Annotated in this window: 21 protein-coding genes, 1 riboswitch and 1 other annotated feature; of the genes, 3 read left to right on the forward strand and 18 right to left on the reverse strand. The window is 47.2% G+C overall.

Annotated elements, in window-relative coordinates:
* Position 1: 1 nt before the first annotated feature.
* From PP175_RS19525 to PP175_RS19535, 3 genes are all read right to left on the reverse strand, one after another.
* A complete protein-coding gene (locus PP175_RS19525; RefSeq protein WP_272439906.1) occupies positions 2–505 on the reverse strand; it encodes a deoxycytidylate deaminase in 504 nt (167 codons plus the stop codon).
* A gap of 175 nt (positions 506–680) precedes the next feature.
* Complete coding sequence (locus PP175_RS19530; RefSeq protein ID WP_272439907.1) at positions 681–1,979, reverse strand: homocysteine synthase; 1,299 nt, start codon at positions 1,977–1,979, stop codon at positions 681–683.
* Between the two features lie 99 nt (positions 1,980–2,078).
* Positions 2,079–2,181, reverse strand: a riboswitch (SAM riboswitch).
* Between the two features lie 117 nt (positions 2,182–2,298).
* Complete coding sequence (locus PP175_RS19535) at positions 2,299–3,066, reverse strand: helix-hairpin-helix domain-containing protein (RefSeq protein ID WP_272439908.1); 768 nt, start codon at positions 3,064–3,066, stop codon at positions 2,299–2,301.
* Positions 3,067–3,156: 90 nt separating this feature from the next.
* On the opposite strand from PP175_RS19535, the gene PP175_RS19540 reads away from it, so the two are divergent.
* Together PP175_RS19540 and comER are read left to right on the forward strand one after the other, a co-directional pair.
* Positions 3,157–3,405: a DUF2533 family protein gene (locus PP175_RS19540; RefSeq protein WP_272439909.1), complete on the forward strand. Its 249-nt coding sequence runs from the start codon at positions 3,157–3,159 to the stop codon at positions 3,403–3,405.
* 246 nt (positions 3,406–3,651) lie between these two features.
* On the forward strand, positions 3,652–4,479 hold the full coding sequence (gene comER / locus PP175_RS19545) for a late competence protein ComER (protein ID WP_272439910.1): 828 nt from the start codon (positions 3,652–3,654) through the stop codon (positions 4,477–4,479).
* Here the strand turns inward: comER and PP175_RS19550 are convergent.
* The 14 genes from PP175_RS19550 to PP175_RS19615 all read right to left on the reverse strand — a co-directional run bounded on the left by PP175_RS19550 (position 4,468) and on the right by PP175_RS19615 (position 18,013).
* Positions 4,468–4,728, reverse strand: a complete 261-nt coding sequence (locus PP175_RS19550; RefSeq protein ID WP_272439911.1) for a hypothetical protein — start codon at positions 4,726–4,728, stop codon at positions 4,468–4,470. The genes comER and PP175_RS19550 overlap by 12 nt on opposite strands.
* Before the next feature lie 112 nt (positions 4,729–4,840).
* Positions 4,841–5,869 carry an ABC transporter substrate-binding protein gene (locus PP175_RS19555; RefSeq protein ID WP_272439912.1) on the reverse strand — a complete coding sequence of 343 codons (1,029 nt, stop codon included), beginning with the start codon at positions 5,867–5,869 and terminating at the stop codon, positions 4,841–4,843.
* Positions 5,870–5,957: 88 nt separating this feature from the next.
* A complete protein-coding gene (gene leuS / locus PP175_RS19560; RefSeq protein ID WP_272439913.1) occupies positions 5,958–8,417 on the reverse strand; it encodes a leucine--tRNA ligase in 2,460 nt (819 codons plus the stop codon).
* Positions 8,418–8,539: 122 nt separating this feature from the next.
* Positions 8,540–8,766: a binding site (T-box leader), on the reverse strand.
* Positions 8,767–8,809: 43 nt separating this feature from the next.
* The gene (locus PP175_RS19565) at positions 8,810–9,598 is read right to left on the reverse strand and encodes a class I SAM-dependent DNA methyltransferase (RefSeq protein WP_272439914.1); all 789 of its coding nucleotides are present in this window, start codon (positions 9,596–9,598) and stop codon (positions 8,810–8,812) included.
* Positions 9,573–9,914 carry a ribosome silencing factor gene (gene rsfS / locus PP175_RS19570; protein WP_272439915.1) on the reverse strand — a complete coding sequence of 114 codons (342 nt, stop codon included), beginning with the start codon at positions 9,912–9,914 and terminating at the stop codon, positions 9,573–9,575. Before rsfS ends, PP175_RS19565 begins: the two co-directional genes overlap by 26 nt.
* Positions 9,915–10,499, reverse strand: coding sequence for a bis(5'-nucleosyl)-tetraphosphatase (symmetrical) YqeK (gene yqeK, locus PP175_RS19575; protein WP_272439916.1), 585 nt, complete (start codon positions 10,497–10,499; stop codon positions 9,915–9,917).
* Positions 10,489–11,085, reverse strand: a complete 597-nt coding sequence (locus PP175_RS19580) for a nicotinate-nucleotide adenylyltransferase (protein WP_272439917.1) — start codon at positions 11,083–11,085, stop codon at positions 10,489–10,491. The genes yqeK and PP175_RS19580 overlap by 11 nt, the downstream gene beginning before the upstream one ends.
* Positions 11,069–11,362 carry a ribosome assembly RNA-binding protein YhbY gene (gene yhbY, locus PP175_RS19585; RefSeq protein WP_272439918.1) on the reverse strand — a complete coding sequence of 98 codons (294 nt, stop codon included), beginning with the start codon at positions 11,360–11,362 and terminating at the stop codon, positions 11,069–11,071. Before yhbY ends, PP175_RS19580 begins: the two co-directional genes overlap by 17 nt.
* Positions 11,363–11,378: 16 nt before the next feature.
* Positions 11,379–12,248, reverse strand: coding sequence for a shikimate dehydrogenase (locus PP175_RS19590; protein WP_442870391.1), 870 nt, complete (start codon positions 12,246–12,248; stop codon positions 11,379–11,381).
* A 31-nt stretch (positions 12,249–12,279) separates the two neighbouring features.
* Positions 12,280–13,386, reverse strand: a complete 1,107-nt coding sequence (gene yqeH, locus PP175_RS19595; RefSeq protein ID WP_272439919.1) for a ribosome biogenesis GTPase YqeH — start codon at positions 13,384–13,386, stop codon at positions 12,280–12,282.
* A complete protein-coding gene (locus PP175_RS19600; protein WP_272439920.1) occupies positions 13,379–13,906 on the reverse strand; it encodes a YqeG family HAD IIIA-type phosphatase in 528 nt (175 codons plus the stop codon). Before PP175_RS19600 ends, yqeH begins: the two co-directional genes overlap by 8 nt.
* A gap of 394 nt (positions 13,907–14,300) precedes the next feature.
* Positions 14,301–15,650 carry an S-layer homology domain-containing protein gene (locus PP175_RS19605; protein ID WP_272439921.1) on the reverse strand — a complete coding sequence of 450 codons (1,350 nt, stop codon included), beginning with the start codon at positions 15,648–15,650 and terminating at the stop codon, positions 14,301–14,303.
* An 84-nt stretch (positions 15,651–15,734) separates the two neighbouring features.
* Entirely contained in the window at positions 15,735–17,165 is a 1,431-nt protein-coding gene (locus PP175_RS19610) for a nicotinate phosphoribosyltransferase (protein ID WP_272439922.1), read from the reverse strand.
* A 128-nt stretch (positions 17,166–17,293) separates the two neighbouring features.
* Positions 17,294–18,013, reverse strand: coding sequence for a TrkA C-terminal domain-containing protein (locus tag PP175_RS19615; protein WP_272439923.1), 720 nt, complete (start codon positions 18,011–18,013; stop codon positions 17,294–17,296).
* Positions 18,014–18,577: 564 nt separating this feature from the next.
* Between PP175_RS19615 and PP175_RS19620 the strand changes: the two genes are divergently transcribed.
* The gene (locus tag PP175_RS19620; protein ID WP_272439924.1) at positions 18,578–18,838 is read left to right on the forward strand and encodes a hypothetical protein; all 261 of its coding nucleotides are present in this window, start codon (positions 18,578–18,580) and stop codon (positions 18,836–18,838) included.
* Between the two features lie 230 nt (positions 18,839–19,068).
* On the opposite strand, the gene tnpC is transcribed toward PP175_RS19620, so the two are convergent.
* Positions 19,069–20,556 (reverse strand): IS66 family transposase, encoded by a 1,488-nt coding sequence (gene tnpC, locus PP175_RS19625; RefSeq protein ID WP_272439925.1) that lies wholly within the window; start codon positions 20,554–20,556, stop codon positions 19,069–19,071.
* Positions 20,557–20,660: the final 104 nt, after the last annotated feature.

The raw sequence follows: 20,660 nt of genomic DNA on the forward strand, positions 1-20,660 counted from the left end.
TTCACTCTATCACTTTTTCTTTAATCCCCTGCGGCGGCTCATAAGAATCAAGCTGCCTGAACTGTATGTTCTTTGCCGCCAACAGGGCCGCAACTTTTGTAAAGTCCTTCCGGTAGGGCCGGTGGTACACGACACTCGCTATGCCGCTGTTGGCGATCATGTTAGCGCACGTCCAGCAGGGCTGGTCTGTGACATATAAAGTTGCACCTTGCCTGTCTGCCTGATCCGTAAACAAAAATAAATTCTGCTCGGCGTGAATCGCCCTTATACATCGCTGTTTCCGGCTGATTTCGCCACGCTCATCCGGCTCATAATAATCCTGCACCATGCACCCTTCATCTTCGCAGGAAGGTGTTTCGCTCGGGCTGCCGTTATAAGCGGTACCCAAAACTTTATGGTCGCGGATTAGTACAGCTCCCACATGGCGCCGCGGGCATGTAGAGCGGGTGGCTGCCATATGTGCTAAATCCATAAAGTATTCGTCCCATGATTTTCTTTTAGACACAGACTATCTCCTCTTTTCCTTTAGTCATATACACACCTTATTATCTTATAACACTAGAAAAACATTTTTGGTACCAAACGTCCGATATAGAGCAATAAGCAAGAAAAACAAGGGCGCAGTGGCCCTTGTTTTATAATACTGTATGTGTATGGCGGACAGCTAATTGAAACGCAATTTAAACGGATGCCAACTGGCTAGCTTTAAGAGCCTGATCTAAGTCTGCTATGATATCATCCACATTTTCGATACCTATGGACAGGCGAATCATATCTGGAGTTACGCCTGCGGATACTTGCTGCTCTTCACTCAGCTGCTGGTGGGTCGTGCTGGCAGGATGAATCACCAGGGATTTCGCATCCCCTACATTGGCGAGATGCGAGAGGAGTTTTACGCTGTTGATAAATTTCTTGCCTTCCTCCAGGCCGCCTTTTATGCCAAATGTGAAAATAGAGCCTGCGCCTTTGGGCAGATACTTCTGAGCCAGCTCATAATACTCGCTGCTGGCCAGGCCCGGATAGTTCACCCATGTCACCAGTTCATTCTCCTCGAGGAATTTCGCCACTTTTTCAGCGTTCTCTACATGACGTTCCATGCGAAGGTGCAGGGTTTCAAGCCCTTGTATAAACAGCCATGAGTTGAACGGGGAAACGGCGGCACCGATATCACGCAGAAGTTGAACGCGTGCCTTAATAATATATGCCAGGCTGCCGACTGCTTCCGTATATACAATCCCATGGTAGCTTGGATCCGGTTCGCTTAATCCAGGGAACTTTCCATTGCGCCAGTCGAAATTGCCTCCATCGACAATGACCCCGCCAATCGAAGTTCCGTGCCCGCCGATAAATTTGGTAGCGGAGTGAACAACGATGTCAGCCCCGAATTCAATCGGGCGGCACAGATAAGGGGTAGCAAACGTATTATCCACGATAAGCGGCACACCGTTCTCATGGGCAGCGTCAGCGATTTTCTCCAGATCCACTACATCAATGCGCGGATTGCCGATTGTTTCTGTGAAGAACGCTTTTGTTTTATCTGTAACAGCAGCCCGGAAATTCTCCGGATCGGACGGATCTACGAGCGTAACCTTAATACCAAGCTTGCCAAGTGTATGAACAAATAGGTTATACGTGCCACCGTATAGGTTGCTGGAGGCTACAATTTCGTCACCCGCACCTGCAATATTTAGAATCGAAAACGTAATAGCTGATAGCCCAGAGGATACAGCAAGCGCACCTACTCCGCCTTCGAGCTGCGCAATCCGCTGTTCAAACGTATCCTGCGTTGGATTCATAATGCGGGTATAAATATTGCCAAATTCTTTAAGCGCAAACAAATTAGCTGCATGGTCTGTATCCTTAAAAACATACGAGCTTGTTTGGTAGAGTGGTACAGCGCGCGACATCGTAGTCGGATCTACTTCCTGCCCGCCATGCAGGCAAATGGTTTCAAATTTCAATTTTCTTTCTTCTGACATGTTCTTGTTCCTCCCAGTATGATTTTAGCAGGTCGATGAGGATAAATAAAAACCTCTTCTGTTTGAAAGAAGAGGTTCCATACTCGGTATGTCACATCGCTCTCATCTTCCAAAGCATTGCTTTGCTGGAATTAGCACCACGCAGCATGCTGCCGGTTGCCGGGCTTCTCAGGGCCAGTCCCTCCGCCTCTCTGGATAAGAGAATCTATTTTATTCGTGGTGCTTCGTGTTTCATGTTCTCTCAGCTGATCGAAATCATTGTTGTTGAGTACGATTATAGCCACACTATTCCTACCTGTCAACTTAATTCGAATATTTCCTATTGCACGCACACTTTTGGCCTCAGCTTCTCCAGCGTCTTCGGTCCGATCCCGGATATTTGGCGCAGATCATCGACCGTCTTAAAACCGTTATGTTCCTGTCTGTACTGTAGAATAGAAGCTGCCCTGCTGGGTCCTATGCCCGGTATTTTTTGCAGTTCATCCAGAGAAGCCCGGTTGAGGTTAATAGGAGCTTCTGCACCCGCACCCTGTAAAGCACCCGCTGCTTCGGATGATCCATTGCCAGATCTCCCCGTGCCGCTGCCCTGCTGGGAAGCTGATGAAGGACCTATGTATGCCTCGCCCTTGATAGGTATGTACACAAGTGAACCATCCTGTAATGGTGCAGCTTCATTCACCTGTTTGGCATCCGCCTGCGTAAGCAGTCCTCCTGCCAGGCCGATTAGTTGGAAAAGCCTCGCATTCGCTTCAACCGTATACACTCCCGGGTGAACCACGGCTCCCTTAATATCGACAACAATTTTTTTAGCCCCCTGAACCGCCTTTGCAGTTCCCCCATCGCGGCTATGGATGCCCGGTGAGGCTGCGGTCTGCTGCAACTTTATCGGATCCCCCGGAGAAGCATGGGCTGGCTTTACAGTATTATGGGGTTCCTTAATTCCAGTGGCATCTAGCGGTATCATCTCCTGCTGTCCGTTTCCGGAGAAATAATAAAGCAGACTTGCGGCGAACAACAAGGCTGTTCCCATTGCAATCACCCATTTTTTCTTCTCCTGCCACAATGTCACCAACCTGACTATTATCATCTCCGCAACCCTCCTCACTTGTGGTTTTATTTTCGTTTCCCTATAATTTTGTTATACTACATTATGCTTTTCGAAAAGGAGTTGACAAAAATGAGCGTCCATCATGCGATAACAGAACACTCATCCCGGCAGGCAGAATACATCCTTCTGTATCGTAAACTTGATGCAATGCGTGAAGTAAGAATCGAGCAGGCTATTCAACAGTGCCGTGCAGGAAAAGAAATTAACGTGACAGAAATCAATAATGTGACAGAGCAGATTAACCAACTGGCAGCCCGCCATCATCTGCCGCCACGCAGACATGTGACGGTTGATATGATCCGCGAGGCCAGCCGTTAATGCCATGTCATTTGGCTGACCAGTCGCTTCAGCGATAGGCGGCAGACTTATGATACGTGTAACTTTATGATACATGTAAATTGATTTTTACTTTTTTTTCCATTTTATCATAAATGGAAATAACTGTATACTAAATTCTCCTCCCGCGGCATAGGCTTACGTAATAACGCAATGTTTATGCCGCACTGCTATTCTTTCTTCAGTCTGCGGCTTATTAAAGAAGGGAAGAAAGAGAGGGCTTACTCGATGCAATACGCTTTCATTGGCACCGGAAATATGGGGACCATTTTGATTGAATCGCTCATTGAATCAGGTGCGATTCATCCCTCCCAAATAATCGCTTCAAACCGCACACCAGAAAAGCTTGAACGGCTCGCAAACAAATTTACTGAATTAAAAGTTTCACACAACAAAAATGCTGCACGAGAAGCATCCATTCTGTTTCTCTGTGTAAAACCTCATGATTATCCCGTGGTTCTTGATGAGATAAGCGAAAGCTTAACACCTGGTAAAATCGTACTTTCGATAACAAGCTCCATCGGACCCGCTATGCTTGAGCGGCATTCGCATGCCAAAGCAGCCCGGATTATACCAAGCATTACGAATTCCGCCTGCAGCGGAGCTTCGCTGATAACTTTTGGCAGCCGGATCGATGCCTCTGACAAACAGATCCTCCTTCGCTTGTTTTCCACCATTAGCAAGCCTATCGAAATAAATGAAGACATCACACGTATTTCATCCGACCTTGTCAGCTGTGGCCCCGCTTTCTTTAGTTTCTTAGTACAGCGCTACATTGACTGTGCTGTGAAGGAAACGAATATTTCCAAAGATCAGGCAACTTCAATGATTACAGAGATGCTGATCGGTCTGGGAAAATTGTTGGAGGAAGGCCGGTATACACTGCCCGCCCTTCAGGAAAAGGTTTGCGTTCCGGGCGGCGTTACGGGGATAGGGCTTGAGGTTTTGGACAAAACAACCGATCAAACATTTGAAAGACTCATTGAAGCCACCCACCAGAAGTTTAAGACAGATATCGAAGAAGTTACCCATGCCTTTGCAAAATCAAATCTGTAATGCATGAAAAACATCGCGGGCCACGCCGCTCTCTCCTTCCCCCTCATAGAAGCTTTGACGGCAGCTTTGTGGAACGACGGTCGAACCGGCAAAAACATCTGGGTATCTCAATGATGGAGACAGTTTGCCGGTCTTTTTCGCCCTCTGTTCCACACGCTCCATAAGGGGAAAGAAAGGTGCGGACATGTGCCTCACGATGTTTTCCTTGGGTGTTTCGGGACCGGAGGTCCCATTTAAAATATCGCTCAACGTACTTCAACACATTAAAGCAAAATATACTTGCCTATACGAAAAAAAAGAGCCTGTTGGTCCGAGTCTTTACCGTATGGGAAAAGACTTTAGATCGCAACAAGCTCTTTTTTTAATCTAAAAATTTGGCTTTACTTTTTAACGCATCAGGAATTTTGAGTCCAAAAGACTGAACAGCTTTTTTATTAATAACCAGCTGCGTGTCTTTTGTCGTCTCAACCGGCAGTGAACCTGGTTTAGCACCTTTCAGCACCTTAACCGCCATGGCTCCTGTTTGTCGGCCCATTTTGTAATAGTCAATCCCGTATGTCGCGATGGCTCCGCGCTTAACCGTGTCGCTGTCGGAGGCGAATAAAGGTTTTTTGGATGCTTTTGCCGCAGTAAGCAGCGCCTCAAACGAAGATACAACCGTGTTATCCACCGGAACAAGAATCGTGTCGACTTTGTTCATAGCGGCTTCCGCACCCTGTTTAACTTCATTTGAACTGGTGATGCCGATTCTTTGAACCGCAATGCCTTTCGCCTTAGCTGCCTTCTCGACCATGCTTACCTGCACACCGGAATTAACCTCCCCGGTGTTGTATATCACACCGATAGTTTTTACTTTAGGCAGGAATTGTGCAATCAGTTCAACCTGTTTGTCCATTGGCGATACGTCCGACGTTCCGGTCACATATTGAGACGGCTTATCCAGGGATGGAACAAGCTTGGCCGCAACTGGATCGGTAACAGCTGAGAATACCACTGGTATCCCTTTTGCTTGATTCACAACAGCCTGGGCAGAGGGCGTCGTAATTGGAATGATAATATCGTCCTTATTCGTTGCCATCTGCTGGGCAATGGTTGTTACGGTGCTCATATCCCCCTGCGCATTCTGGTAATCCAGCACCATGTTGGCTTTATCTTTATATCCCTGCGCGGCAAGTTCATCAACAATCCCCTGGCGAATCGAATTCAAAGCCGGATGATCGACTAACTGTGTAACGCCAACCTTTACCTGCTTTTCAGTTTTCGCACTGCTCTGCGCATTCGATGCGGCAGGAGATGCGGCGTCTTTGGCTGTACCAGCAGCCGTGCTGCACCCGGCAGCACCCATTACTAACAAAGACAGGGCAATTCCTGTAGCCATTACTCTTCTCATCTTTCTCTCCTCCATACTTAACTCAGCTAGTATTCTGAAAACTTGTGACGATTATACCACGGTAAACTTCAGACTGGCTACCATGAATTTAGCCGACCACTATATTAACCAGTTTCCCTGGGACCGCGATCACTTTGCGTATGGTTTTGCCCACCAGCAATTCCTGAATTTTAACGTCAGCCATCGCCTGGGCTTCCATTTCTTCTCTCGTTGCTTTTGCCGCAATCACAAGCTTTTCACGAACTTTACCGTTTATCTGGACAACAATTTCCACTTCATCAAGCACGAGCGCGCGCTCGTCATACACTGGCCAGTCCTGCAAGTGGACGCTTTCTGCACGGCCGATCATGCGCCACATTTCTTCCGTAATATGCGGAGCAAATGGCGCAAGCAGGACAATCACCCGCTCTACAGAAAGAGCCAGCATCCCGCTGTCCGCCGTCTCAGGATACGCATAAATTTTGTTCACGAGCTCCATGATGGAACTAATCGCCGTGTTGAATTGGCGCCGCTCGCCAATATCTTCGCTCACTTTTTTAATGGTGGCATTAAGCGTTCGATTCAAATCCTTTTCTGCGTCACCTGAAACCTGTGCAACAGCCGTGTCACTGCTGAAAAGGGCACGATGCTGATCCACCATTCTCCATACGCGGTTTAAGAAACGGAAGCTGCCTTCCACCCCGCTGTCACTCCACTCCAGATCGCGATCAGGCGGAGCCGCAAACAGAATAAAGAGCCGGCCGGTATCTGCCCCGTATTTTTCGATGATTTCATCCGGACTGACCACGTTGCCTTTGGATTTAGACATTTTAGCGCCGTCTTTGAGTACCATTCCCTGTGTCAGCAGACTCCTAAACGGTTCGGTAAAGGAAACCATACCGGCGTCATGCAGCACTTTTGTGAAAAAGCGGGAGTAAAGCAGATGCAGGATCGCGTGCTCAATGCCGCCGATGTATTCATCAACTGGCAGCCATTTATTGGCTTTTGCCGGTTCAAACGGAATCTCATCGTTTTTCGGATCGGTAAAACGAAGGTAATACCAGGACGAATCGATAAACGTATCCATCGTGTCTGTTTCGCGCCGGGCCGGCTTGCCGCATTTCGGGCAATCGGTATGCACGAATTCCTCTGATTTGGCAAGAGGATTGGAATGGCCATCAATGACCACGTCTTCCGGAAGCATTACAGGCAACTGTTCTTTCGGAACAGGTACGATTCCGCAGTCGTCACAATAAACCATTGGAATAGGAGCGCCCCAATAGCGCTGGCGGGACACTAACCAATCGCGCAGCCTGTAGGAAACGGTTTTTCCGCCCATGCCCTCTTCCTTCAAATGATCACTTAATGCCTGGATCGCTTTCCGATTCGGTGTGCCGTTAAATGCAGCAGAATTAACAAGCTTTCCATCTTCAGTAAACGCTTCGGTCATATCCTCTTCCCGAAGTTCCTCCCCTTCAGGCTGGATAACGACCTTGATCGGAATATTATATTTACGGGCAAAGGCAAAGTCGCGCGTATCATGTGCCGGAACAGCCATAACCGCCCCTGTACCGTAATCCATTAAGACATAGTTGGCGATCCAGATCGGCACATCTTCTCCTGTAAGCGGGTGTTTCGCGTATGCACCGGTAAACAAACCTTCCTTCGGCGCATCCGTAGAAGTACGGTTAATGTCGGATTCCTTTTTCATGCGCTCGATGAATGCCAGCACCTCGGATTCCATTTCTTTTCCTTTTGCCAGCTCAGGCACGAGCGGGTGTTCAGGAGCGATTACCATAAAAGTAACACCATAAAGTGTATCCGGGCGTGTGGTGAATACCGTTATTTTTTCATCCAGCTCGGGCAGATCAAACGTTACTTCCGCGCCTTCACTGCGGCCGATCCAGTTGCGCTGCATCGTTTTAACTTTTTCTGGCCAGCCGTCTAGTCCATCCAGATCTTTTAAGAGACGATCAGCATAATCGGTGATTTTGAAATACCATTGCTCCAGATCAAGTTTCGTCACTTCCGTCCCGCAGCGCCAGCATTTGCCATCCTCTACCTGTTCATTGGCAAGCACGGTCTGATCATGTGGACACCAATTGACCGCTCCTTTTTTGCGATAGGCTAATCCTTTTTCATAGAAAAGCAGGAAAAGCATCTGGGTCATTTTATAATAGTCAGGGTTGCAGGTTGCGATTTCCCGGTCCCAGTCATAACTAACACCAAGCTGCTTTTGCTGGCCGCGCATGAAGTCGATATTCTCATACGTCCATTTGGACGGCTGAGCACCGAATTTAATCGCCGCATTTTCTGCCGGCATGCCGAACGCATCCCATCCCATCGGATGAAGGACCTGATACCCTTTCATTCTGTTGTAGCGTGCCATTACATCCCCGATGGAATATACGCGCATATGGCCCATGTGGAGACGGCCTGATGGATACGGAAACTGCTCCAGGCAGTAGAATTTATCAGCCCCATCGTTCTCGTTTGTTTTGTTTACTTTGTTTTCTTCCCAAAATTTCTGCCATTTCTGCTCAATCTCGTGCGGTCTGTACGCTTCCATTTGCCAAAACCTCCATTATTCCCGGAACCATTCCGTCCCGTTTAAGCAACAAATACTTTAGCAGTTCAAAGTAGAATCTACTTTTGTTTCAAAAAAAAGCCTCTCGTCCCTGAATTTAAATATCCAGGGACGAGAGGCTTGTATCTCCCGCGGTACCACCCTAGTTAGCGCTTGTCTGAGCGCTCACTCTTTGATCCTTAACGTGGACAAGACGGACAGTAGTAGACGCGTTGTTTCCCACTGTCAGTTCAGAGGTGAGTTCGCTGCAGGCGGCGGTTAACTCGCACCATCCGTTAACTCTCTGCAAAACACCGCTCGTTCAGCTACTAATCCTCGTCAAGACTTTCCTATTCCATAATTATATAGAATTATATGAACTTGCCGCCCGAATGTCAACCTGCGCTGCCTGAGCCGGGTTTACGGGCTATAAAGAAGGCTCTCTCACTGTCAGCTGCAACCGGCTCTGCCGAAAAATCAGATGTGACCGTGATCACCTCAAAGCCTTCGTCGACAAGCCATTGTGCCAGATCATCGAGGTTGTAGGACTGCTGGAGATGGCTTTCCTGAAACCTGCGGAACAGCCCATCATTTTCCCTTACAAACAGCGTGAGGTCATGCTTAACCGTTTCTGTTTCTTCATAAAAGCTGCTTTCCCATATGTATGCTACTTCTTCATCCTGATAATGAAAGGATTCGTCCCCGAAAACATCGCGGATTTTGTAGGGCGTATGGACATCAAACAAAAACGTGCCGCCGGGAACAAGGCTCTGGAAAACCCGGTTAAACACTGCTCTGATTCCTTCGCACTCCGTTATATAATTCAACGTATCGCAAAAACTGACTACGCTGTCCATCCGAGTCCCCAAATCAAGCCCGGTAATGTCCTGCTGCAGGAGATGTACACGGGCTCCCGGATGGCTTACCTGAATCTTCTCCCGTGCTACCTCAAGCATATCAGCAGACAAGTCAACGGCCCATACTTCCAGGCCTGCTTCAAGCAAATAACGGGTAAGCGAACCTGTCCCACAGCCTAGCTCAGCCACGTGATCCGGCTTCTGCCCGGTACGCTGCCACGCCTGCAGCACAAACTGCATCCACTCAGCATACGGCGCGTCGGCCATTAAGTGATCGTACACGCGGGCGAGCTGGTGGTAATTACTCGACGCCGATTGTTCGTGCATCTTTCCACAATCTTTCTATGTTGTAGAATTCCCGTTCATCCCGGTGGAAAACGTGGACCACCACATCACCCAGGTCGATGAGCACCCAGCGCGCTTCGTCATACCCTTCACGGCCGCGTATGGTCACACCTTCTTTCTCCACTTCATCTTTTATACTGTCAACTATAGCCTGTACCTGGGTTTCTGAGTTCCCGTGGCATATGACAAAGTAATCCGCAATGATTGAAAGTCCCTGAATGTCCAACAGGACAACATTGTGCGCTTTTTTATCTTCTGCTGCGTGGGCAGCCAGTTTGGCAATTTCAAGTTCGGTCATCTAATCAGTCCTCCTGATTGCGTTTTTTTCAGAAAGCAGCGAGTTGCGAGCCATAACGGTTAACGGATATACTTTTTTACCCCGATTGACAAGAAACGTAATCGTATTTCCGAACGCCTTAATCAGCGCCGCGTCCATATCCTGCTTGGCCAATTCCCGCAGCTCCTCTACTCCGGGGAAAATCCGATTGGGTTCAATATAGTCAGCCAGGCAAACGACCTTCTCAAGCTTCTTCATCCGTTCCCGGCCTGACGTATGATAACGGATCGCATTTAGAATCTTTTCATCCTGGATGCCTAGCTCCTGTTTCGCAACCTCTGCACCCACAGGTGCATGCCATAGCTCCTTATCGTAATCAAGCAGATCCTTGGGAATTTGCGGTGTGCGTTTGATGATTTTGCGCAGCTTGTCTTCCGGCCAAAACTTACAGTAATCATGTAAAATGGCAGCGATCTCCGCCTTTTTCTCGTTTGCCCCATACTGGCGGGCCAGCTGAATGGATGTCTCCATAACGCCCAGAATATGCTGGTACCGATGGTCGGTAACCTGCTGTTTAACAGCAGCTAATAGCTTTTCACGATCCATATAACCCGTTCTCCTCTATATATAGTCTAACCGCTTCCGGAACAAGATAACGAATGGAACGTCTCTGTGAGACAAAATTTCTGATCATGGTAGAAGAAACATCGAGCTGCGGCATCTCAACTTCAGTGATGCGATCGCCGAATGGGTGCTTCATTAAATAGCCTGGCCTTGCGAGGGCCACAAAACGAACCATTTGAACCAGTTCATCAATTCGATTCCAATGGTGCAGGTATTCGACCATGTCCCCCCCGATAATAAAGTAAAAAGCTGTATCAGGGTAACGATTGTTTAAGTATAGCATCGTGTCATACGTAAAGGAAGGTTTCCCCATTTCAGCCGTATCGATTTCAACTGTTGATAGACAGAAAGCCGGATGATTATCGATAGCCAGTTTCAGCATGGCTATCCGGTGGCTGTCGTCCGTAATACGCTTCTCCCGTTTATGCGGTGGAATATGGGCCGGAATAAACCAGACTTCATCGAGTCCCAGGCTCGTTCTGGCCTGGTCTGCCGCAATCAGATGGACGGTATGGACCGGATCGAACGTTCCTCCCATTAATCCGATCTTTTTAACGGGGCAGCTCAATTCTTTTGTTTTCCTTCGATTCTTTGTAAAGCACAACGGTTTTGCCAATTAATTGGACAAGTTCAGCTCCCGCTCCCTCGGCAAGCTCTCTGGCCACTTCATCTTTATCATCATCATTGTTATTTAAGATCGACACTTTAAGCAATTCACGGACCTCTAGCGTTTCCTCGATTTGCCGGATTAAATTCTCATTAACGCCGCCCTTTCCCACTTGAAAAATGGGTGTTAAATGGTGGGCCAGCGACCGTAAATGCCGCTTTTGTTTGCCTGTTAACATTTATTTTTCCTCCTCATTACTTATCGGCTGTAAGAGAAGCCAGCACCGCTTCTCTCATTATATGAACGGGTGCCTTGCGGCCGGTCCAATATTCAAAACTTAAGGCGCCCTGGTAGATGAACATGCCAACACCGCTGTGTATGCGGGCACCTGCAGCCAGCGCATCCCGCTGAATCCGCGTCTGCAGCGGATTGTAAATTAAATCGCTTACGAGCAGCCTGCTGTGCAGGTATTCCGCGGGTATCGGGCTGGCTTCATTATCCGGATGCATGCCAATGGAAGTCGTCTGGACAAGCAGCGTACTTTCCTTTATTTCGCAAGCAATTTGCTCCACAGGGATCGATCGGATATCTCGACCAGGAAAAAGCTGCGTGAGTTCCACTGCCAATTGCTCGGCTTTGGCATATGTACGGTTTGTAATTACCACGCGCTCTACCCCGGCTCTAAGCAGAGCCAGTGAAACTCCCCGTGCTGCACCTCCCGCTCCCAGCATTAGAACACGGGCATCCGGCGGATTTATGTTTCCTTCTTCTATAAGGGACTGCACGTAACCTCTTCCATCTGTATTATACCCAATAAGGCGTCCATTCTCGTTGACAATGGTATTTACCGCTCCGATCTGGCGTGCTTCCTCGTCAATCTCATCCAAGAACGGCATAACCGCCACTTTATGCGGGATCGTTACATTTACCCCCCGCAAGCCAAGAGCTCGGATGCTCTCTACAGCAGATGCGATGTTAGATGGTTCAATATCAAACGCGGCATATAGATATGGCAGCCCCAATTCCTGAAAAGCACGGTTGTGCATAAGCGGTGAAAGTGAATGCCCAACCGGGTGGCCAAACAAGCCTGTGAGTCTGGTGCAACTGTCAATTTCCCCCATCATTGCCTCTCCCCTTTATAACTTTGTCTTTACCTTAGATAAGCGACGGACGCAGGGAAACCGCCACTCCTTTTGGCACGTGGACCACAACGTTTGCGCCTGTTCCATGGAGTGCGATCCAGCCGAGGCCTGAAATAACCAGATCATAATTGCCAGCGGGAACTTTAAATGTAAACTTATCCAGCTTAGCTGTTGGATCCGCCTGATCTTTTCCAGGCGGGGAAAGCATCTCACCCAGATGGTTTGCATAAATTTCATCGGCACGCTCAAGCTTTGTGCGATGAATGTTCAGCTGATTTGAAATGTAGAAGACAAACGGCTGATCCTCTCCCTTAACAAAATCCACCCTGGCTAGGCCCGCAATGAAAAGCGACTGTTTGTCCTTAAGCTGGTACGTTTTCGGTTTTAAGGGCTTTGACGGCATCACTAGCTTTAGTTCTTCCGGAGTAACCCGGTAAATGATCTGATCCCTGTTGATTATACCTGGTGTATCATACAGCGAGGACCCTTCATCCAGCGGTATTTCAATGACATCCAGTGTAGTGCCTGGAAATTGAGAGGTCGTAATCTCCTTTTCAGATTCGCCATACTGGCTGAGAAGGCGGTTTATTAAGGAAGACTTTCCTACATTCGTAACGCCTACAATATAAATATCACGCTTTTTCCGGTACGTATCCATCGCCTGGACCAATCGTTCTACTCCTTCGCCGGAGCGGGCGCTGACCAAAACGACATCTACCGGCTTGAGCCCAAGGTCACTGGCAGACTTACGTAGCCAGTTCACCAGACGATTCCGGTTAACGTTTTTGGGCAGCAAGTCCACTTTATTGGCCACAAGCAAGATCGGATTATCTCCGACAAATCTGGGAAGGCCACGCAGCCAGCTTCCATTGAAGTCAAAAAGATCAACGACCTGCACAACGAGCGAGCGGGTATGTCCAATACTGTTTAAAATTCGGACAAATTCGTCGTCTCCTAGCGTAACGGTTGAAGCCTCATTATAGTGCTTAATCCGGTAACAGCGCTGGCAAACAGGCGTTTCCTTCACCAGCGAACTCTCAGGGGCATAGCCTGGTTTTGTTTTATCTTCCGTTTGTATCGCAATGCCGCATCCGGCACAATGCAGATCTAATTCACTCATGTTTATCCTCCCAGGGTATCATACCGCGTCTTCTCAGCCATCCCAGCGCCACTCTTTCAAGCATCCGGTTTATCCGGGTAAAAATGCCGTCGCTTGCGGCGACCGGAACCACAAGGATGGTGTAGAATCCCATCCGACGCCCACCAAGCACATCCGTAAATAACTGATCGCCTATTACCACTGTTTCTGCGACCGAAAGATTCATCCGGCGGGTAGCTTCACGAAAAGCCGCTAATGTTGGTTTTCTCGCCTGGTGAATATAGGGAACACCAAGCGGTTCGGCAACCTTCGATACACGGGTTTGTTTGTTGTTTGAGACAATAACAACGGAGAACCCGAGCTCCTCTACTTCTCTCATCCATTGAACAAGCTTAGGGGTTGCATCCGGCCGGTTCCACTCGATTAACGTGTTGTCCAAATCTGTTATTATGCCCTTTATTCCACGGGCTTTCAATTCATGAAGGTCTATTTCATATACCGATTCCACGTGCAGATCCGGCACGAGCAGAGATAAGAACATGCGGCCCCTCCAAGTTATATTTCACATAAATTCCGGCATTTACTATACCATACAGCAAACAGAGTGTCACTTCAAATGGGAAAAACACGCGAGTCCTTGCCGCTCTTGTTTTCCCTCAGAGAAGTATCACGGCCGCTTTGTGTCTCGACGGGCGGACCGTCAAAACATCTGGGTATCTCAATGATGGAGACAGTTGACGGTCTTTTTCGCCCTTTGTTCCACACGCTCGCTAAGGAAAAACAAAGGCGGCAGTTGCCTCGCGATGTTTTTCCACGCCAAAATAAAACCCCCTTATAAAAATACGAAAAAGCGGACAGGGTTAAATGTCCGCTTCCTTCTATTTTACATGGAACCAGGCCAATTATTTGCAATCATGGCCGCATTCTTGTTCGGATTAATTGGCTGATGCAACTCCCGGCATTCCTGTAAAAGCAGGAATGACTTGAGCGTTTTTCGCTTCTGCAGGAAGCTCGATCTTAATATCGGTATTATAGTCTGTCATTTTTATCTTTTCATTTACGAACACGCTTTTAATCGGAATATCCTGTCCAATTGCTTTATCATTAAGCGTTACGGCAATCTGCACATCCATATCACTCATCAGGCCGGTTTTCGGATCGATCGTCATCGTTCCCTGAATGTATAACGAACCGATAAGGGCATCCGCTTGCTGCAAGGCTGCCTTTATATCTGCCAAGCCGGCTGTTCCGTTGTCAAACATTCCAGCGAGATCTGAGAAATGGCTGATTTTCCCCTGGAATGCATACTGCCCATTGCCCAGGTCTCTATAGAAAAGAGATTTTTGCAGCTGCGGAGGCAAAAGCTGCGTTTTCTGCTGCATGAGCGCACCCATGTCCGGCATCGCATTCGGGATTTTAAGCCATTGGCTGCCCTGTCCTCCCGGAACGGCAGGCGTCTTCAGATACAAATCTTTGCCGATGATGTATTCCTCCATATTGATCGGTCCGGACATAGCTGGCATGTTCGGCATAGCAGGCATGTTCATCGCTATGTTTATTTTCATTTTATCAGGCAACACATAAGCGGCGTCCCCATTTACCACAAGCTGGTTAACCATCTTTTGAACCATAGCCCACTCCTGCTCATGGCCTTTGATGGCTTTGGCATTGCCTTCGACCTTAGCGGAGAGGCTGAGTTTCATGGAGGCAGATTTTAGTTCGGACTGCTTCTGCTGGCTATCCGCTAATTTGGTTTGAACATCGGCAGAGGTGGAAAGAAGCTGTTGGATTAACGTTTGCGCCTCTTCTTTCGTGAGCAGTTTATCCGATTGTGTCCAATCCATGTTCGCTTTAACGCCATTAAACCAGGTGGATAAATTATAGGCCCAGTGTTTTTCCGCTAGCGGTGAGGATGAGCCTGCAAGCGGGCTATTCGGAATGCCCAGCGCCCGTCCAATAAAAGCGATCGCCTCAATTTGTTTAACCGGCTGGTTGAGACGCAAAGTATGATCGGTAAAACCCGAAACAATATGATTTCCTTGCAATTTGGCTGCCGCAGCATAGTATGGGCTTGTCTTATTCACATCTTTGAAATTCTGGATGGCTTCAACTTGCGACAGATCCACAGCGTTTACCAGTAGATTAAAAAATTCTCCGCGAGTGATTAAGTTGCTGTGTGAGGGTGCGATGTATGTACTCCCCGCAGCCAGTGCATTTGCCACCGGCGACCCCATAAGCATTGAAAGACTAACCAACCCTGTTACAAGCATGCTCCTCTTCTTCACTTCTAACCCCTCCACATTTGGAAAATCTTATCACTCTTCTTACGTATGAAGGGGTCTGAAAGTTGCAAACTGCCAAAATAAATTTTATTCTCTATCTTTATTGATAAGCTCCTGTTTTAAATCCCATAATTTCTGGCTTAAATCAACATGATAGCCATGTGGATTCGTCAGGCGGCGGATTTCCTGCGGAAAGACCTTAAGGCGTTCCTGCATCCGCTGCTGCAGCACTTTTAGGCTTGGACTATCTGCTGTTTTTCTTCCGTTTGCGACAACCTCGGAAAGCAGGCTCTTCATGCGGTAGTCGCGTATCGTTTTTCTTTTATGCGGAAAAAGCGGGTCGAAAAGCGTAATTTCATCCTCAGGGATGTGCTCACCTTCCAGCGCGATTAAATCCGCGAGCGGTTGGCCTGATTTGTCATCAAAAAACCGCACGACTTTCTTGAACCCAGGATTCGTAATTTTCGAGGGATTTTCCGAGATTTTAAGCCGCGGTTCCCACTCTCCGTTTTGTTGGACAGCAGCAAGCTTGTACACCCCGCCAAGCGCAGGGCAATCACTGGAAGTGATGAGATTGGTCCCGACTCCCCAGATGGAAATGCACGCGCCCTGGTTTTTCAAATCTTTAATTAAATGCTCATCTAAATCGCTGGAAGCAACAATGGCAACGTCCTCAAGCCCCGCTTCATCCAGCATCGCCCGGGCTTTTTTGGAGAGATAGGCCAAATCACCGGAATCAAGCCGGATACCCAGCAGGCGTTTACCCCATTTTTTCAGTTCATTTGCCATCTTAATCGCGTGTGGGATGCCCACTGAAAGAGAATCGTATGTATCCACGAGCAGCACGGTGTTATCCGGGAAGGCTTCAGCATAAGCCTGAAAGGCATCCAGTTCATTGTCAAATACCTGCACAAAACTGTGCGCATGCGTTCCCTGAACGGGAATATCAAAATCGCGGCCTGCCAAAACATTGGAAGTCGCTGCAACACCGCCGATAAAGGCAGCGCGCGCGCCATAATAACCGGCCTCCGTTCCCTGGGCCCGGCGCAAGCCGAATTCAAGCACGCTATCGCCTTTGGCAGCCTCCACGATCCGGGCGGCCTTCGTTGCGATAAGCGTTTGGTGGTTAATCATCGTTAGCAAAGCGGTTTCAATCATTTGCGCTTCAAAAATGGGTGCTTCCACCCGCATGAGCGGTTCACCCGGAAAAATTATCTCTCCCTCGTCCATGGCGTAAATGCTGCCTGTAAATTTGAAACTGCGGAGTTTATCGAGAAATCCCTCGTCATACGGATGGACCGTCCTAAGGTAATCAATGTCTCGATCTGTAAATTCAATAGATGTAATATACGCAAGGGCCTGCTCAAGGCCCGCAAAAACCGCGTATCCGCTTCCACAAGGATTTTTTCTGTAAAACACATCAAAGACAGCGCGCGTATCCGCCATTCCTTTTTTATAATAGGCATACATCATATTAATCTGGTAAAGATCCGTACTTAATGTTATATTTTTCTCCAAATTATCCAACTCCTTACCGTGCTTATCTTATAGTTTTCCTGATTATACAGAAATCAACACGGCTTTGTTGAAATTATGTCACTCCTTCCCGGCCTGGTCAATCCATGATTTACAAACATACAAACATGTCACGGCACCAGTTTGCTGGTGGTATTGGTTGCATCCTTTTTTACTTGTTCCTTCTTTGAAATCTCTTCGCCAAATATCCCCTGAATCACTTGTTTATTTCCGTAAACGAAAAGCGTATCGCCTTCCCGGATTTGTGTGTCATACGCCCGGTTTCGTATAAATTCCTCGCCCCGCTTAATAAATAGAATGAGCATGTCTATTGTTTTGGGCGCAATTTCGCTGCCTCTCTTACCAATAAAAGGAGAGTGCATGTAGATGACCACTTCTATGAATAAATCATCGCGGCTAATATATAACACGTCTTCAATCGGAAGCTCATGTATCATATATTCTTTTTGTAGATTCGATTTTAAATGCCTCTCCAGATAACGCTCGACAGGTTTGCTTCTTATAATGAAATAACCGACAGCCATCACTACGGCAATAATAGAGAGCTGGGGAATACCTGAATGCTGCGCCAGTATCGTACTTAACGACGAAATAATAACAGCCAGTGAAAACGCACCGAATAAAATAAGAAACATGGCGATCTTCTTCCGAATCGGGTGTCTGGCAATTAACTCGGATTCAATCGTTGTAAAGCCGGTTCCCGTTAGCATGGAGATGGCCTGAAATCTTGCCACATCCTTTTTTAATCCGGATAGTATCAGAAGAACGGTAGCGATCTCTATAACAATAAACACAATGATAAAATAAATAAGGATGAAGACAATTCCCACTGTGCACGCCATCCCCAATCGTTTGGCATATAGAAAATTCGGCTGGCATCAAGCCTTAACGCAGGAGTCAGCCGAATTTTCTTATATACCTTCCCAAAATTCCTTCCGGGTAAACCTTTCTAAGGGGTGACCGGGCGCCACCGTCGACGTTTGCATAAGGGATCGCCTCAAAAAATAAAAAAAAGATAAGGTACAAGAGACTTGTTATATTGGGCCAAGGACATCGAAGCTGGATTTGACGTTTATGCTTTGATAACCGAAGAGAATCCAAATGTTGTTGAAGGTCTAGTTTCTGTTAAGGCAAACCATCATCGAGATTTTTTTTGTGTGCATGTACGCCATGTTGAATCCGCAAAATAACAAAAGCTTCATCAAGAAAGGACAAAGAAACCTGATTCAAAAGTATGCAGGTTTAGGTGCTAATTTATGTGCAATTGCAATCAAAAGATGAAACCATTCCTTTTTTGAAAAGTTAGGTGGATTCTGTTTAGGGCGCAATGTTATCTTTGAACCAGAAGAAGTTCAAATGTTAGTAGCAAAATATGTACCTGGAGGTGTTAGACTGTGGCGAAAGAGGTGAAACTAATGACTATCATGACAGCAACTAAGACAGGTTACAATGTGAAGACGGAGAGTGGTAACGTGCTTCGTGATGAGATGAAAGAGTTTGACGAAGGTTTCCCAGATGGAATCTATGCCGCGCCACAACCAGGTGAGCCCATAATTAAGTTAGGAGCCATGTATCGGTATTGCCGTGAGAAAGGAAAGAAACCGCAAGAACTAACCAAAGAAGAACTCAATCGATTTCTTGTTTATGATAAATAGAAAAAGGTGACGCCATTGCTTTATGTATATGGTGTCACCTTTTTTAGTCTCCACTGAGGGCTATTTTCATTCGGTCTGGATTTTTTAGTTTTCAATGCTATTTTCAATAATACTTTCTCTTCGGTTATCACACTATCCTGCCCGATCGTTAAATAGCAATAACGAAAATAAAAACCCGTCTCTTAGGTAGACGGATTTAAGCTTTATATAAATTACAAAAAGGTAACTACTTAGGTCAGTGAGCCGAATGAAAACTGACCGCGTATGACAGAAATAATAGAAGCGAGTACATCCAGTTTTTGTTTTCGAAGCGTGGAAATGAAGCCGCGGATGCGCGCAAATTGCTTGGCTCCCTCTTCTGTACGGAAGGATCCAGAAATTTCCTGCTTGATTTTCATCATTCGAATGTCACGTTCTGCTTGACTGTTGTCAAAAGGCACTCGATCATCTCGAAGAAACCGCATTATGGCGGTTTTGTGCAGAATGAATCGCTCGCCAAGGTTAGCTGCTTTGCTTTTGGCCTTTCGGCCCCTTTTTAAAGGAGCATCAGGTGCAGGAGGAGGGGTTTTCCATTCCTCTGCGCCTCGAAAAAGAATTTGATCGTAGCGAGTTTCCAGATCAGCTATTACCTTTGCTTCAACTGGTCTCTCAGCCCTCCGTGTTTTTTTTGTTTGCTGCCAGGCTTCCCGGAGCAGCGCTTGCATGTCGGCTGCCCATTGATGTTTATCATAATCGATAATTCCCTGGCATTCGCGGAGAAGATGAGCGCCACAAAGTGCATGCTCGAATCGAAATTCGTCAGAGAAGTACGGTGCCCAACAATCGTGGACTAGGATGCCGGTGTAATTCGGTAAAACACCGTTGGTGTTAAGGGCTTCTTTACCTCGTTTTTTATGGACATTATACAATGTCCAGTCGATATTGCTCACAGTATGCAGCCACTGCGTTTTGTTTTCGATACGCATCCCGGTTTCATCCGCATGCACCAAATCACTGCTAACCAGTTGTTGACGAATTACTTTCTCGATAGGTTCCAATTGAACGGAGAGCGCTTCAAGATGACTGAGCAAGGTAGCTTCGCTTGGACGGTGTCCGGTCATGTCTTCGAACAATTGGCAGATGCGTTCAAGAGGCAGGTGTTGATAGTTGTTTAGGTATGCACACCACGCCTTCCAGCTATCTCCATACTGAACCGGTGCCTGCACGTTCTCTGGGAATGCAGCGTGCTGTTTGGTTCCGCAATTTGGGCAACATTTTGAAACTGATCGGTGCTCTGTAACAACTAGGCGGGGAAGCGGTAGATCGACCACTTGCCGACGTGTATAAGCCTCCACTGGCAAATCGACAAGGGAAGTGGCACAGCGGGAACAGGATTCGATGGTATGCCATTTAATTTCATCAGGTTGGCTTACCATTTTGAGAGTATGCCCATCATGCCCCTTCGGGGCACCTTTCTTCCCACCAGAAGGCCGAAGGCTCTTTGGTTTTCGCAATCCATCGCTCGATGGTGGTTTACTACTATTACTGCTATTGCTTCCAAGCTGGCGTTCCAGCTCTTGGACACGGGATTCGAGTTGAACAATACGTTTCGCCTGTTGTTCAACGGTTTTTTTCAACTGTCGGTTCTGTTCAAGCAATGCAGTAATGAAATCGGCGATCTCTTTGTCACCTTTGCTTATTTGCATGACTTGTACCGGGGTAAATTCCATCATCATCATCCTCTTTCTTTTTCCGTTCAATGAAATTAGATGACTATACCCTTTTTAAAGATTATTAAAACATTTGAGATACCTAAGTAGTTACACAAAAAGTTATAAAAATA

It is taken from the genome of Aneurinibacillus sp. Ricciae_BoGa-3, from assembly GCF_028421645.1.
Classification (GTDB): Bacteria; Bacillota; Bacilli; order Aneurinibacillales; family Aneurinibacillaceae; genus Aneurinibacillus_B.

Excerpts from the sequence above, each read along its gene's own strand:
- PP175_RS19565 (WP_272439914.1), bottom strand. The coding sequence starts at position 9,598 with ATGCACGAACAATCGGCGTCGAGTAATTACCACCAGCTCGCCCGCGTG.
- rsfS (WP_272439915.1), bottom strand. The coding sequence starts at position 9,914 with ATGACCGAACTTGAAATTGCCAAACTGGCTGCCCACGCAGCAGAAGAT.
- PP175_RS19535 (WP_272439908.1), bottom strand. The coding sequence starts at position 3,066 with ATGATAATAGTCAGGTTGGTGACATTGTGGCAGGAGAAGAAAAAATGG.
- leuS (WP_272439913.1), bottom strand. The coding sequence starts at position 8,417 with ATGGAAGCGTACAGACCGCACGAGATTGAGCAGAAATGGCAGAAATTT.
- PP175_RS19600 (WP_272439920.1), bottom strand. The coding sequence starts at position 13,906 with ATGTTCTTATCTCTGCTCGTGCCGGATCTGCACGTGGAATCGGTATAT.
- PP175_RS19555 (WP_272439912.1), bottom strand. The coding sequence starts at position 5,869 with ATGAGAAGAGTAATGGCTACAGGAATTGCCCTGTCTTTGTTAGTAATG.
- yqeH (WP_272439919.1), bottom strand. The coding sequence starts at position 13,386 with ATGAGTGAATTAGATCTGCATTGTGCCGGATGCGGCATTGCGATACAA.
- yqeK (WP_272439916.1), bottom strand. The coding sequence starts at position 10,499 with ATGGATCGTGAAAAGCTATTAGCTGCTGTTAAACAGCAGGTTACCGAC.
- PP175_RS19590 (WP_442870391.1), bottom strand. The coding sequence starts at position 12,248 with ATGATGGGGGAAATTGACAGTTGCACCAGACTCACAGGCTTGTTTGGC.
- PP175_RS19540 (WP_272439909.1), top strand. The coding sequence starts at position 3,157 with ATGAGCGTCCATCATGCGATAACAGAACACTCATCCCGGCAGGCAGAA.
- tnpC (WP_272439925.1), bottom strand. The coding sequence starts at position 20,556 with ATGATGATGATGGAATTTACCCCGGTACAAGTCATGCAAATAAGCAAA.
- comER (WP_272439910.1), top strand. The coding sequence starts at position 3,652 with ATGCAATACGCTTTCATTGGCACCGGAAATATGGGGACCATTTTGATT.
- yhbY (WP_272439918.1), bottom strand. The coding sequence starts at position 11,362 with ATGTTAACAGGCAAACAAAAGCGGCATTTACGGTCGCTGGCCCACCAT.
- PP175_RS19530 (WP_272439907.1), bottom strand. The coding sequence starts at position 1,979 with ATGTCAGAAGAAAGAAAATTGAAATTTGAAACCATTTGCCTGCATGGC.